The following is a 13,284-nucleotide window of genomic DNA, read 5'->3' on the forward strand; positions in this document are numbered from 1 at the left end:
CCGCACTGAGCATCGTCACAGTTCTGACCACCCTGCCGGCCCGGCGACGGCCAAGACCGTCCCCCATCCGATCAGGAGACCGCAGCCTGTGCCCGGCACCCCCCAGCTCACATCCCTTACCCGGCCCGGCGGCGAGGAGGTGGTCCTGGGCGTCGATACGCACAAGGACTTCCACGTCGCCGCAGTGGTCACCGTTCTCGGGGCACTCCTGGGCAGCAAGACCTTCCCCACCACCACGGCCGGCTACCGGGCGCTGTTGAAGTGGGCGCAAGCTTTCGGGCCGGTGCGACGAGCCGGGGTCGAGTGCACCGGGTCCTATGGCGCCGCGCTTGCCCGTCACTTGGGCAGCACGGGCGTCATGGTGCTGGAGGTCAACCAGCCCGACAAGGCCGCCCGCCGCCGCCGCGGCAAGACCGACGCACTGGATGCCGAGTCGGCCGCTCGGGCTGTGCTGGCGGGCCAGGCGACCGCCGTGGCCAAGAGCAGTGACGGGCCGGTCGAGATGCTGCGCATGTTCAAGCTCGCCAAGGCATCGGCCATGAAGTCGCGGTCCCAGACCATCAACCAGCTCAAGGCCGTCCTGGTTTCCGCCGACCCAGGACTGCGGGACGAGCTGAAGGGACTCAGCAACCCCAAACTCATCCGCCACTGCGCAGCACTGCAGGTCGCGACGGTGACCGACACCACCAACGCCGCCGCATACACGCTGCGGCTCCTGGCCCGCCGCATCGACCAACTCACCCAGGAGATCACCGACCTGGAGGCCCAGCTCACCGCAGTCCTGGCGACCTACCACCCGATCCTTCTCGACACCTACGGAGTCGGCCCGGACACCGCCGCCGCGCTACTCATCGCCGCTGGCGACAACCCCGAGCGACTCCACAGCGAGGCATCTTTCGCTGCCCTGTGCGGCGCAAGTCCCGTCGAGGCATCCTCCGGCAAAAGCCAACGCCATCGGCTCAACCGTGGCGGCGACCGGCAGGGCAACTGCGCCCTGCACCGGATCGTCCTTTCCCGGTTGCGTTGGGACCAGCGAACCCGTGACTATCTGGACCGTCGCATCACAAACGGCAAGACCCGCCGCGAAGCGATCCGCTGTCTGAAACGGCTACGTGGCCCGCGAGATCTACCTCCTCATCAAGCAACCGCCGCCCGGCCACAGCAGCAGCCACCTAGTTGACAATCCATAGGGGCATCTACGCCGGCACCAGCCCGATCACCCGCGCTTCCGGCAAGAAGAAGATCGTCGCCGCCCGATTCGTGCACAACGACCGGCTCATCGATTCCCTGGCCCAGCAGGCGTTCTGCGCCCTGACCGCCTCACCCGGCGCCCGCTCCTACTACGACCGGCATCGCGCCCGCGGCCTGGAACACCGCGCCGCGCTACGCCAGCTCGCCAACCGGCTCGTGGGCATCCTCCACGGCTGCCTCAAGACCCGCACCCCCTACAACGAAACCACCGCCTGGTCTCCACACACCGGCGACCCGGCCGCTGCTACTTGACAACCCAGGCCCTGGGATGTCTTTTTTCGCCCGCACATGCGAACCGTCGACCATGACCCTGTCGAAGTCGATCAACCGGGCGGCGTCGCAACGGGCGAGCACGCCCCTGATGGATCTGTTCGAATGCCCCGGCGGCTTGCCAGTCCCGCAACCCGCGCCAACAGGTCATCCCGGACCCGAACCCCAGTTCCTGGGGCAGATCTTCCCACCCGATCCCGGTGATCAGCACGAACAAGATCCCCTGCAGCACCCGCCGACTGTCCATCTGCGGCGGTCCCGGTGTTCGGGCCGGTTTCACCGGCAGTAGCGGTTCGATCACTGCCCACAACCGGTCATCCACGTTCCAAGGTGCTGCCACACCGAAACATCCTGCACTGCAACAGAACCCGACGCCACCGCGCTGAACCTGTTAGGAGCTCTTACGGCCACTCCCCAGTTTGAGGCCGCTTTGGGCTGTCTCAGCTTGATGTCCATCCAGGGCAGCTCCTTGTGTTTGCAGTGCAGGGTGGAAATGTTCGCGTTCACGGTGAACACGTAGTCCCCACTCGCGTCGGTGACGGCGATGTCGGTCTGGGTGTGTGCACGGGTCCATCGTCAGGGAGGGCCTTTCAAACCCGGGGTGACGCGGGAGCACGGGAACCGTGGTCGTGGCCCCCTGCCCATGGATACCCCTGGGCACGGGGCCGACGACTGCCGCCCTGATTCGGGAAGTTCGAACGCCTGTTCGCTATCGCGAAACGCAATCTACTGACAGGAAGCAGTCCGGATGGTTGCGTCGCCGTGAACACGTGCAACCGAAAATCCTCATCGAGCGACGGATTACATCTCGCCACCACCCATCGAAGCCGTCACGACAACCTGACAGGGCTGTAACACTCCCGTCATGGATGCTATGTTTCCTGATATTCGACAGCGATTCACCTAATGAAACGTCCCGCTCCCGCAGGACACCGAAGACTTCGCAGCCGAGAAGACCAGGAGAGCCCCGATGACGCTCGACACCGCCGTGACACACCTCCCCTCGCCGTCCGACGCCGGGCCCACCGACCTCGCAGGGCTGGCCCGCGCCACTGGCACCCGCTTCATCCTCGCGATCTTCGTCAACATGTTCGGCAAGCCTTGCGCCAAGCTCGTCCCCGTCGAATCCGTCGACGAGCTCGCCACGGACGGTGTCGGATTCGCCGGCTACGCAGCAGGCGCGATGGGCCAGGAGCCCAAGGACCCCGACCTGGTCGCAATCCCCGACCCCACCTCCTTCACCCCGATCCCGTTCGTCCGCCCCGGCCTCGCGCTCGTACACTGCGACCCGCACGTCGAGGGCAAGCCGTGGCCCTACGCCCCGCGCGTCATCCTCAAGTCGGCACTCGCCCGCGCCGCCGCGCAGGGGCTCGAGGTCAACGTCGGCGCCGAGATCGAGTACTTCCTGGTCAACAAGGACGAGACCGGCGACCTGCACACCGCCGATGCGCTCGACACATCCCGCCAGCCCTGCTACGACGCCCGCGACGTCACCCGCATGTACGAGCACCTGACGTCGATCTCCTCGGCGATGAACTCCCTCGGCTGGGGCAACTACGCCAACGACCACGAGGACGGCAACGGCCAGTTCGAGCAGAACTTCAACTACGCGGACGCCCTGACCACCGCCGACCGGGTCGTGACCCTGCGCTACCTGATCTCGGTCCTCGCCGAGGAACGCGGAATGACTGCCACGTTCATGCCGAAGCCGTTCGCCGACCGCACCGGCACCGGGCTACACATGCACCTGTCGCTGTGGCGTGAAGGCGAGGCCGCGTTCCCCGACGCCTCCGACCCGCGCGGGCTCGGACTCTCGCAGATCGCCTACTCCTTCATCGCGGGCATCCTCGAGCACGCCTGCGCCCTGCAGGGCGTCATCGCCCCGACCGTCAACTCCTACAAGCGGACCGGCGCCATCGCGACGAGCAGCGGTGCCACCTGGTCGCCGCGCCGGGCCACCTACGGCGGCAACGACCGCACCCACTACCTGCGGGTGCCGGACCACAACCGCGTCGAACTGCGCGGCGGCGACGGCTCCGCGAACCCGTACCTCGCTGCGGCCGCCGCGATCGTCGCCGGACTCGACGGCATCGATCGCAACCTCGACCCGGGCGAGCCCGGTGCCGGCGCCGGGCCCGACACCCTGCCGATGACCCTGCTGCACGCGATGGACGCGCTCGCGGCCGATCCCGTTGTCTGCGGGGCGCTCGACGGGGCAGGCACCGGAGTCGCCGACTACTTCACCAGGCTCAAGCGCGAGGAGTTCTTCTCGTGGCACAACTCGGTCACCCCCTGGGAGGTCGAGACCTACCTGACCGCGTTCTGATTCCCCAAACACAATCAACACCAAGGAGATTTCCACATGTGCGGTATCGTCGGGCTCCACCTGCGCGAGCCCTCCCTATACCCGCGACTGGGTGAACTCTTGACCGGCATGCTCGGCGAGATGGTCGATCGCGGCCCCGATTCCGCCGGCATGGCGATCTACGGCGACCCGACCTTCTCCCCCGCCGGTCACGCCTCGGTGTCGCTGCTCGGCGCCGAGCCCGGCGTGGCCGCCGCGGCGAGCGCCCTGCTCGGCGTGGAGGTCACCGCGATCGACCTACCGCCGACGACCGTGCTGCACGCCCCGGTCCCGGCCCACGAGCTCACCACCGTGATCCGATCCGTCGCACCGGACGCCACCGTCATCGGATTCGGCGACGACGTCACCGTCCTCAAGGGCATGGGCGACCCGGTCGACCTCGCTCGCGGATTCGGGCTGCCCACCGCGTCCGGCTGGCAGGGCGTCGGGCACACCCGGATGGCCACCGAATCCGCGGTCACCGCAGCCGGCTCGCACCCTTTCGCCGTCGGCCCCGACCAGTGCCTGGTGCACAACGGCTCATTCTCCAACCACCTGTCCGTCAAGCGCGAACTCGAGGCCGAGGGCGTGCAGTTCGACAGCGAGAACGACACCGAGGTCGGCGCCCGCTTCGTCGCCAAACACCTCGCCGAGGGCGCGGACCTGGAGAAGGCGCTGCGACTGCTCGGCGAGCGAATCGACGGCTTCTACACCCTGCTGGTCTCGACCTCCGACTCCTTTGCAGTGGTGCGCGATCCGATCGCCTGCAAGCCCGCGATCGTCGCCGAGACCGACGCCTACGTCGCGATGGCCTCGGAATTCCGCGCCCTGGCGCACCTGCCGGGCATCGCGGACGCGCACCTGCTCGAACCCGAGCCAGACCGCGTCTACGTCTGGAACCGCTGACCCGACCATCCACGACCCTTCGGAGCCGACCATGACCCTCACCGACACCCCAACCATCACCGCCACCGTCACCTACGACCTGGCCGAGATCTCGACGCGTGAGCTCAACGCCGCCCTGCAGGCGACCGAATCCCCGGCGACCGCGCGGGTCGTCAACCCGCAGGGTGCCCACGCCCTCGCATGCGGCCTCGACCGTCCCCTCGACGTCACCGTCGAAGGCCACACCGGCTACTACGCCGCGGGCATGAACAAGCAGGCGTCCGTCACGATCGCGGGCAACGCCGGTGTCGGTGTCGCCGAGAACATGATGTCCGGCACCGTCCGGGTCACCGGCGACGCGTCGCAGTCCGCGGGCGCCACCGCGCACGGCGGCCTGCTCGTGATCGAGGGCAACGCCGCGGCCCGCTGCGGCATCTCGATGAAAGGCGTCGACATCGTAGTCGGCGGCGACATCGGCCACATGAGCGCCTTCATGGGCCAGGCCGGACGACTCGTCGTACTCGGTAATGCCGGTGAGGCACTCGGTGATTCGCTGTACGAGGCGCGGATCTATGTGCGCGGCACCGTCGCCTCGCTCGGTGCGGACTGTGTCAAGAAGGAGATGCGTCCCGAGCACCTCGAGGAGCTGCGCGAACTACTGGATGCAGCCGGATTCGACGCCGCCCCGGCCGACTTCACTCGCTACGGCTCGGCCCGCAGCCTCTACCACTTCCACGTCGACAACGCTTCCGCGTACTGACCGCCCGGCGCGCACACGCCTGCCTTTCCCGCGAACACCCAGGAGTACACCATGACGACGTTCCAGCCCGGTCTCCGCGAGTCGGCCACCTTCGACCGCGGCGTCATCCACGAAATCCAGCGCGCCGCCGCCACCGGTATCTACGACATCCGCGGTTGGGGCGCCAAGCGCAAGGTCCCGCACTTCGACGACCTGCTGTTCCTCGGCGCGTCAATGTCGCGCTACCCGCTCGAGGGCTACCGCGAGAAGTGCGAGACGAATGTCGTGCTCGGTGACCGGCACGCGAAGTACCCGCTGCGCCTGGAGACTCCGGTCACCATCGCGGGCATGAGCTTCGGTGCGCTCTCGGGCCGGGCCAAGGAGGCACTGGGCCGCGGAGCCAGCGAGGTCGGAACGTCGACCACCACCGGCGACGGCGGCATGACCCCGGAGGAGCGCGGCCAGTCCAAGCACCTCGTCTACCAGTATCTGCCGTCACGTTACGGCATGAACCCCGACGACCTGCGCAAGGCCGACGCGATCGAGATCGTCCTCGGGCAGGGCGCCAAGCCCGGCGGCGGCGGAATGCTGTTGGGCCAGAAGATCACCGAGCGGGTCGCCGGTATGCGCACCCTGCCGGTCGGCATCGACCAGCGCAGCGCGTGCCGGCACCCGGATTGGACCGGGCCGGACGACCTCGCCATCAAGATCATCGAGCTACGTGAGATCACCGGCTGGGAGAAGCCGATCTACGTCAAGGTCGGCGCCACCCGCACCTACTACGACGTCAAGCTCGCGGTGAAGGCCGGCGCCGACGTCGTCGTGGTCGACGGCATGCAGGGGGGCACCGCCGCCACCCAGGACGTGTTCATCGAGCACGTCGGCATCCCCACCCTGGCCGCCATCCCGCAGGCCGTGCAGGCACTGCAGGAGATGGGCATGCACCGCACGCCCGGCGGCGTGCAGCTGATCGTCTCGGGCGGCATCCGGTCCGGTGCCGACGTCGCCAAGGCGATGGCGCTCGGCGCCGACGCAGTCGCGATCGGCACCGCGGCCCTCATCGCGCTGGGCGACAACGACCCGAAGTACCAGGCCGAGTACGAGAAGCTGGGCTCTGCCGCCGGCTTCTACGACGACTTCCAGGACGGCAAGGACCCGGCCGGCATCACGACCCAGGACCCGGAGCTGCAGGCCCGCTTCGATCCGATCGAGGGCGGCCGCCGCCTCGCCAACTACCTGCGGGTGCTCACGATGGAGGCCCAGACCATCGCCCGCGCCTGCGGCAAGTCCCACTTGCGCAACCTCGAACCGCAGGACCTCGTCGCGCTGACCGTCGAGGCGTCCGCGATGGCCCGCGTCCCGCTGGCCGGCACCACCTGGATCCCCGGCGTGATGTGAACCGGGAACACTCCGTCACGTTGCCCACTCCTGTCGTCGAGGCGTGGGATTGGCAACTCCGGGCCCGGTGCCGTACCCGTGACGTCGACTTCTTCGGCGACACACCGGAACTGGTCCACCGCGCCAAGTTGGTCTGCGCCGACTGCCCGGTACGGGACGAGTGCCGCGGGTTCGCGGCACGGGCGGGCGAGACCCACGGCGTCTGGGGCGGGGTGTCGGCCGACGAGTTGCCCCGATACCGCTGGCTCCCACCGCACTCCCTCCGCCGAACGCACTGGGACCACACAGCACACCTTTCGAGAGGACAGACCGCATGACCGCATTCGACTCGCTCTGGGCGTCGATCATCGACGTCGGTCAGCACAAGGCGACCGGCGGCTACCGACGGTTCGCCTGGAGCGACGCTGACCTCACGCTCCGTGAGTGGTTCCGCGGCTGCGCCACAGAGCGCGGCATGGACGTCGAGGAGGACCGCAACGGAAACCTCTGGGCCTGGTGGCTTCCCGAGGGGTGGGTCGGCGAACCCACCGGCGCATTCGTCACCGGATCCCACCTCGACTCGGTACCCGACGGCGGCGCCTTCGACGGGCCGCTCGGTGTGGTGTCGGCGTTCGCCGCCGTCGACATCCTGCGCGCCCGCGGTGTCGTCCCGACGGTACCTATCGCGATCACCGCCTTCTCCGACGAGGAGGGTGCGCGGTTCGGGGTCGCGTGCGTCGGCAGCCAACTCACGACCGGCGCCCTGACCCCCGAGCGGGCACTGGGGCTGCGCGACCGCGACGGAATCACCCTGGCGGAGGCCATGACCCGGGCCGGACGCACACCCGAGCACGCCGGCGTCGACGACACGCTCGTCGACCGGGTGGGCGTCTACGTCGAGCTGCACGTCGAGCAGGGTCGTGCACTCGACCTCGTCAACAAGCCGATCGCCGTCGCGTCGTCGATCTGGCCGCACGGCCGCTGGCAGTTCACCTTCACCGGGGAGGCCAACCACGCCGGCGCGACCCGCCTCGTCGACCGAAGGGATCCGATGCTGGCCTACGCCTCATCGGTGCACAGCGCCCGCGCCGCAGCGGAGGGACTGGGCGCGGTGGCCACGTTCGGCAAGCTCGAGGTCCTGCCCAACGGGGCGAACGCGATTCCCTCGGAGATCAAGGCCTGGCTCGACGCCCGCGCCGCCGATGAGGCGACACTGACCAAACTGGTCGCCGAGATCGAGGCGGAGGCGCATCGCCACTCGTCCGTGGACGAGATCGGGCTCGACGTCTTCGCCGAGTCGATCACGCCGATCGTCGAGTTCCCCTCCGAGCCGCGCGAACGACTGCGGCGCGCACTCTCCCACCTCGGTGACATTCCCGTCCTGCCCACCCAGGCGGGACACGACGCGGGCATCCTCGCCGCCAAGGTCCCGACCGCGATGCTGTTCGTGCGCAACCCGACCGGGGTGTCGCACTCCCCGCACGAGTTCGCCGAGGAGAAGGACTGCAACATCGGGGCGGAGGCCCTGGCCGACGTCATGGCGCACTGGACGGCCGGCACACGATGACCGGGCCGTCCGTGGCGGTCGTCCGCGTCTCCGACCGGCGCCGCGTTCCGTGGAAGAACGGTGCGGGGGTGACCGAGGAGATCGCCTCGGGGCCCGGCTCGACTGCGGGACTGCCGCTCTGGCGGATCAGCGTCGCCGATCTGGGTTCCACACCCAGCGTCTTCTCGGCATTCGAGGGCATCGACCGGATCTTCACGGTCGTAGGCGACCACGGAGTCACACTGGACTGGGAGTCCCGCTCCGAAACCGTGACCCCGTGGCGACCCCGGAAATTCGACGGCGCGCAGGCCCCGCGCTGCACCCCCGAGGGGGCCACCCGCGCGTTGAACGTAATGGCGTCCACGCCCGAGGTCGGCGCCACGGTCGAGCCCGTGGACCTGGGCGCGTGCCCTGTCACCAGTCAGCCGGACGAGGTGACTGCGCTGTTCGTCCGCTGCGGGACCGCGGTCGCCGCGTCGCATCGGGCCGCGGCGGGTGACTGCATCGTCGTGCGGCACGACGAAGTCACCCTGCGCGGGAGCGCGCGCGGTCTAGTCATTCGGATCCGAACTCCGAAGAGCCACAACCCCGATTGACGATCGGCGTCACCGGGCCCTGACGATGTCGTAACACCCTTCTCATGCCCATGGCGTTTCCTGATATGAGACACTGATTCATATGCAGAAACCAACTGTCCGAACAACCTGCACCCATCGCAGCCAACCTCCCCGCTGCGGGAGGCCCTGTTACCAAAGGATCCTCACGTGACGGAAACAACCAAGTTCGTGATCGTCGGTGGCGGCCTCGAAGGCTTGGCCATCGCCTACTCGCTCGCCGACCGAGGCGAGACCGACGTGCTGGTGCTCGAGCGCGACACGCTGTGCTCGGGAATGACCGGCAAGTCCAGCGGTGTCGTCCGATGCCACTACGGCACACCGTCGTTGGCGGCGATGTCGTGGTACGGCGTCGACATCTTCACTCGCGCGACCGAGATCTTCGGCGACGACATGGCGTTCCGCCAGTGTGGCTACGTCGTCGGTGTCGGCGAGAACAACGTCAAGCCCCTCGAAGCGAACATCGAGATGATGCAGGGCCTTGGCATTGCCACCGAGCTCATCACCCACGACAAGATGGCCGAGCTGTGGCCGGGCCTGCACCTCGACGATTTCTCCCTCTTCGCCTACGAACCGCTCGGCGGCCGCGGCGAGGCCTACATGACGGGCATGGCGTTCGCGGCGACCGCCCGGAAGATGGGCGTCAAGATCAAACAGAGCACACCGGTGATCTCGCTCCTGCAGAACGACGCGGGCACGGTATACGGCGTCACGCTGACCGACGGCTCGGAAGTCCACGCCGAGCACGTCATCGTCGCCGCGGGCCCCTGGACGCCGGCCCTGGCAGCGGGCGTCGGCGTCGACATCGACGTCAAAGCGCAACGCGCACAACTCGTCCTCGTCGATCAGGGCGTACCCACCCCACAGGTACCGGTGCTGTCCGACCTGGCAGGGCTGCAGTACATCTGCCGCGAGCCAAACGGCGAACTGCTGGTCGGCAACTCCGACCACCAGGCGCCGGAGTACATCGATCCGGACGAGTACGTCAACCGGGCCGATGTCGCCACGATCGAGAAGAACATCCTGAAGCTGAGCAACCGGCTTCCGGACATGCCCGACCCGCGGATCACCGGTTCCTACGTCGGGGCCTACGACGTCACACCGGACTACAACCCGATCATCGGCCCGTCCCCCGTCGACGGCCTATTCCTCGCCACGGGCTTCTCCGGCCACGGATTCAAGATCTCGCCCGCCGTCGGCAAACTCGTCGCCGACCTGCTGATCGACGGTCACACCTCGCTCCCGAACGTGAACCCCGCGGACTTCCGATACTCCCGATTCACGGAGGGCGACCTGCTGCTGAGCCTCAACCCCTACGAGGGCGCCGGCGAGATGCGGTAGGCGGCTCCGCTGCCTGTTCGCGATTCTGGTAGCCCCAACTACCTGCTTGAGTTCAGGACATGCAGGGACGATTGATGTACCGAGACATTGAGGACACCTGACGGCCCGCTCCCTGCGACAGTCTGGGATGGGTGGAAGAGAGGGTTTTCGATGAATCCGGACATCGTCGCAGCGCTCGCTGGGTTCGCAGGCGGGACACGGTTGAACGTGTCCCGCCTGTGCATCTCCCGCAACACCTTCTACACACTGCTAGTGTGCTGATTCGCTGTTTAGCGCCGTAAGTTTGCGGCAATAGTGGGCGAGGCTGTCGAGGATCTGATCGGCGGTTTTGGTCCAGACGAAGGGTTTCGGGTTTTCGTCCCACGACTGGATCCAGGCTTGGACGTCGAACCCCGCAGGATCGGGTTGATCTTCCGCAGCAGCCACCCCAGCCGCAGCGAGATTGTCGCCGGTCCGGTGGCCTGCTTGATCCTTCGCATAACCCCGGCCAATGCCTGTCTGGACGGGATGGTGCGCAGCACCCGGCGGTCGTTTCCTGCCGCCACCGCTGGATGCCCTCGTCCTGGGTGACCTGGATTGTGCCGCGCTGCGCTGCGGGATGGCCGCCGGTACGACCTCAGAGTCGAACAGGCCGTCCTTCCAGACGCGGGAGACTCATTGATGGGAGGCGTCGGCGAAGGCGTCCTGCTCCTCGCAGGAGACGAACCGGTCGCCGGAGTTGGCGGATTTGGTGACCTTGCCCTTCGGCTGATCGGTGAAGATGTCCTGCAATCCGTCGTAGGCCATGCGGTCGCGCAGGGTGACGTCGTCGTACTTAATGCTCTGGCCGGACTTCCCGAGCATATGCGGAGCGCTGGCCAGTCCGAACGAACCGACCTCGTCGGCGCCGGCCTCGAGGAGCAGCCTCTTGGTTCGCTATGTGTCCCACGCCACGAGCGTCGGGAGTCACATGGCATGCCGCGGCAGTCACCCCTGCAGTGCGTGACCCGGGGGTTCCGAGCCGTGCGGTCGTGAGTTCAGCTCTGATGGTTGTCGGGATAGGCGGTGACGGCGAGGAAGCGAATCGGCAACTGCACCAACTCGTTCGGGCCGTGCAGGCCCTCGCCGTCGAGGAGCAGCGCGTCACCGGGGCGCAGACGGTACTCGCCCTCACCGTGTCCGTAGACCATCTCGCCCTCGAGCATGTACAGCAGCTCGGTGCCCGGATGTTGGAACAGCGGGAACACCTCGCTGGCGTTGGTCAGGGTCACCAGCACCGGTTCGAGCCGCTTGTGCTGGCCGCGCAGCGCGCCGAGCATCTCGTAGTGGTGTCCGACCCGGGTACCGCGCCCGACGATCTCGGCACCCTGCCCGGCCGAGGTGAACACCGCGTCCCGCGCCGTGTCCGCGCCACGAAACAGGGAAGTCACCGGCACGTCCAAGCCGGCCGCTAGTCGTGCGAGCGTCGACAGACTGCACGAGGTCTGCGCGTTCTCGATCTTCGACAGCATCGCCTTCGAGATGCCGATCTTCGTCGCCATGTCGCCGACCGACAGTCCACTCGACAGCCGTAGCTTGCGTACCTGCGCCGCGATGACCCGTTCGAGGTCGACGCCGGTCGGCCTGTCCGCCGGGACCTCACGCTGCACGGTGTCGTGGTGCACGGGACGCTGCGGGCTGGCCATCCACCCAGCCTACCAGGGGGTTTCCCCGCAGTGGACCCGGCGCTCTGGAAGCAGTCAACCAGGAAGCGATGAGTTCGCGTCGCTTGCGCAGTCCAGCTTGCAGTGGGACCCGTCGCAAGGAGCGTGTCGCGGACACCCTATTGGACAGATAGTTCGTCGCCACCCTGGTCAAGGGCTCAGCTTGAAATTTAACCTCCGCTGGGTGTTTGCGCTGTTCGGCGGGGTTTGGTGCCCTTCTTGTGGTGGGCCGGGCGGGTATAGGCGTGGCCGGTGACCAGGACCAATCCCACGTCATGGCGAGCGGCATGATGCCGGTTCTTCACCCCGGGTGGGCGTCCCGGTCCGGGCCGGGAGGGTTTCGGTGCACCCGCGGGAGAGCCCGTCTTTGTGCGGATGTGACGAAACCCCCGCCTGACCCGGGCGGGTGTAAGGCGTTGTGGTGAAGCGGGTTTCTCCCATGGCAGGCGTAGGTCCGCAGCCAGGGGCCGGGACAGCCGTAGCTGGGTATATGCGGTGATGATCAGCCAGGTCCATCGGTCAGCTGATCCGGGGTCACGCAACTGCGGGCAGGTCCAGCCGAGTGTCTGTTTCCACATTCGGAAGGTGTGTTCGATATCGAAGCGCCGCAGAAACATTCGCCAGCACCGATCGACATCGACGGTGGTGGCGTCGGTGCCCGACCACCACAGCCAGACGGGTTTGTTCACTCCACCACTGGGTAGTTGCTCGACCGTCAGCCGGATCACGGTGCCTTCGAGGATCGGCATCGGCCCGACCCAGTCTGCCCAGGTGGTCCGGCGTTGCAACCGTGGGTGCAGTCGGTTCCATGCCAGCGCGGTCGCCGTGCCGTAAAGCCTTGTGTCAGTACGGGTTGTGACATCTTCAGCACCCCAGGTGGCCGGGTCTTTGAAGATGAACTCCCCGCCATGGCGAGCGGGCCGGCCACCTTGGGGCGGATGCTGATATTTCGGAGCCGGGCGGCGGAACACCCGATCCGAGCGCAGTCGCACCAGGATCTGCACAGGCAGATCCGACAGCAGGTGGGCAAGGCGCGGACCCTCGTAGCCGGCATCGAGCACGAACAGCATGTCCGGGTCGTTCTCGCGCCACTGTCCCGCGGCGATGAGCCGTTCCACGAGGTCACGGATCTGGGAGGCAGTCACCGCGAGAATATCCGCGCCGGGGCGGAGTCGTTGCGCGTCCAGCGGCGCGGTCCAGGAACTGCGGCCGGTCTCGAGCGCGGCGATGATCGA

At 67.5% G+C, this 13,284-nt stretch carries 13 protein-coding genes and 2 pseudogenes; 10 read left to right on the forward strand and 5 right to left on the reverse strand.

The window, feature by feature from the left end; translation table 11 throughout:
• Positions 1–88 precede the first annotated feature (88 nt).
• Positions 89–1,180, forward strand: a complete 1,092-nt coding sequence (locus tag ACFXN1_RS46475) for an IS110 family transposase (RefSeq protein ID WP_379444090.1) — start codon at positions 89–91, stop codon at positions 1,178–1,180.
• A 17-nt stretch (positions 1,181–1,197) separates the two neighbouring features.
• Positions 1,198–1,503, forward strand: a pseudogene (locus ACFXN1_RS46480) (IS110 family transposase); the annotation flags it as partial.
• Here the strand turns inward: ACFXN1_RS46480 and ACFXN1_RS46485 are convergent.
• On the reverse strand, positions 1,496–1,861 hold the full coding sequence (locus ACFXN1_RS46485) for a transposase (protein ID WP_379463979.1): 366 nt from the start codon (positions 1,859–1,861) through the stop codon (positions 1,496–1,498). The pseudogene ACFXN1_RS46480 and the gene ACFXN1_RS46485 sit on opposite strands and share 8 nt — an antisense overlap.
• A 630-nt stretch (positions 1,862–2,491) precedes the next feature.
• Here ACFXN1_RS46485 and glnT point away from each other — a divergent pair.
• The 8 genes from glnT to ACFXN1_RS46525 all read left to right on the forward strand — a co-directional run bounded on the left by glnT (position 2,492) and on the right by ACFXN1_RS46525 (position 10,367).
• Complete coding sequence (glnT, locus tag ACFXN1_RS46490) at positions 2,492–3,847, forward strand: type III glutamate--ammonia ligase (RefSeq protein ID WP_379405197.1); 1,356 nt, start codon at positions 2,492–2,494, stop codon at positions 3,845–3,847.
• A 36-nt stretch (positions 3,848–3,883) separates the two neighbouring features.
• A complete protein-coding gene (locus ACFXN1_RS46495) occupies positions 3,884–4,771 on the forward strand; it encodes a glutamine amidotransferase (RefSeq protein WP_379405195.1) in 888 nt (295 codons plus the stop codon).
• 31 nt (positions 4,772–4,802) lie between these two features.
• A complete protein-coding gene (locus tag ACFXN1_RS46500) occupies positions 4,803–5,510 on the forward strand; it encodes a protein glxC (protein WP_379405193.1) in 708 nt (235 codons plus the stop codon).
• A gap of 51 nt (positions 5,511–5,561) precedes the next feature.
• Positions 5,562–6,887 (forward strand): FMN-binding glutamate synthase family protein, encoded by a 1,326-nt coding sequence (locus tag ACFXN1_RS46505; RefSeq protein WP_379405191.1) that lies wholly within the window; start codon positions 5,562–5,564, stop codon positions 6,885–6,887.
• A complete protein-coding gene (locus ACFXN1_RS46510) occupies positions 6,884–7,204 on the forward strand; it encodes a WhiB family transcriptional regulator (RefSeq protein ID WP_379444089.1) in 321 nt (106 codons plus the stop codon). The genes ACFXN1_RS46505 and ACFXN1_RS46510 overlap by 4 nt, the downstream gene beginning before the upstream one ends.
• Positions 7,201–8,433 (forward strand): allantoate amidohydrolase, encoded by a 1,233-nt coding sequence (locus tag ACFXN1_RS46515; protein ID WP_379405187.1) that lies wholly within the window; start codon positions 7,201–7,203, stop codon positions 8,431–8,433. The genes ACFXN1_RS46510 and ACFXN1_RS46515 overlap by 4 nt, the downstream gene beginning before the upstream one ends.
• On the forward strand, positions 8,430–9,008 hold the full coding sequence (locus ACFXN1_RS46520; RefSeq protein WP_379444087.1) for a HutD family protein: 579 nt from the start codon (positions 8,430–8,432) through the stop codon (positions 9,006–9,008). The genes ACFXN1_RS46515 and ACFXN1_RS46520 overlap by 4 nt, the downstream gene beginning before the upstream one ends.
• A 168-nt stretch (positions 9,009–9,176) precedes the next feature.
• Positions 9,177–10,367 carry an NAD(P)/FAD-dependent oxidoreductase gene (locus ACFXN1_RS46525; RefSeq protein ID WP_379444086.1) on the forward strand — a complete coding sequence of 397 codons (1,191 nt, stop codon included), beginning with the start codon at positions 9,177–9,179 and terminating at the stop codon, positions 10,365–10,367.
• Positions 10,368–10,616: 249 nt separating this feature from the next.
• Here the strand turns inward: ACFXN1_RS46525 and ACFXN1_RS46530 are convergent.
• From ACFXN1_RS46530 to ACFXN1_RS46545, 4 genes and pseudogenes are all read right to left on the reverse strand, one after another.
• A pseudogene (locus ACFXN1_RS46530) lies at positions 10,617–10,754 on the reverse strand (IS630 family transposase); the annotation flags it as partial.
• 267 nt (positions 10,755–11,021) lie between these two features.
• A complete protein-coding gene (locus ACFXN1_RS46535; protein WP_379444085.1) occupies positions 11,022–11,210 on the reverse strand; it encodes a hypothetical protein in 189 nt (62 codons plus the stop codon).
• Between the two features lie 173 nt (positions 11,211–11,383).
• Positions 11,384–12,031 carry a helix-turn-helix domain-containing protein gene (locus ACFXN1_RS46540; protein WP_379405179.1) on the reverse strand — a complete coding sequence of 216 codons (648 nt, stop codon included), beginning with the start codon at positions 12,029–12,031 and terminating at the stop codon, positions 11,384–11,386.
• Positions 12,032–12,219: 188 nt separating this feature from the next.
• On the reverse strand, positions 12,220–13,284 hold a 1,065-nt coding region (locus tag ACFXN1_RS46545; RefSeq protein ID WP_379463981.1), incomplete at its 5' end, for a transposase.

The sequence above is a fragment of the Nocardia sp. NPDC059154 genome (assembly GCF_042755705.1).
GTDB lineage: Bacteria > Actinomycetota > Actinomycetes > Mycobacteriales > Mycobacteriaceae > Nocardia.

Coding starts and splice junctions, on each gene's coding strand:
- glnT (WP_379405197.1), top strand. CDS start 2,492: ATGACGCTCGACACCGCCGTGACACACCTCCCCTCGCCGTCCGACGCC.
- ACFXN1_RS46495 (WP_379405195.1), top strand. CDS start 3,884: ATGTGCGGTATCGTCGGGCTCCACCTGCGCGAGCCCTCCCTATACCCG.
- ACFXN1_RS46500 (WP_379405193.1), top strand. CDS start 4,803: ATGACCCTCACCGACACCCCAACCATCACCGCCACCGTCACCTACGAC.
- ACFXN1_RS46505 (WP_379405191.1), top strand. CDS start 5,562: ATGACGACGTTCCAGCCCGGTCTCCGCGAGTCGGCCACCTTCGACCGC.
- ACFXN1_RS46515 (WP_379405187.1), top strand. CDS start 7,201: ATGACCGCATTCGACTCGCTCTGGGCGTCGATCATCGACGTCGGTCAG.
- ACFXN1_RS46520 (WP_379444087.1), top strand. CDS start 8,430: ATGACCGGGCCGTCCGTGGCGGTCGTCCGCGTCTCCGACCGGCGCCGC.
- ACFXN1_RS46535 (WP_379444085.1), bottom strand. CDS start 11,210: ATGCTCGGGAAGTCCGGCCAGAGCATTAAGTACGACGACGTCACCCTG.
- ACFXN1_RS46540 (WP_379405179.1), bottom strand. CDS start 12,031: ATGGCCAGCCCGCAGCGTCCCGTGCACCACGACACCGTGCAGCGTGAG.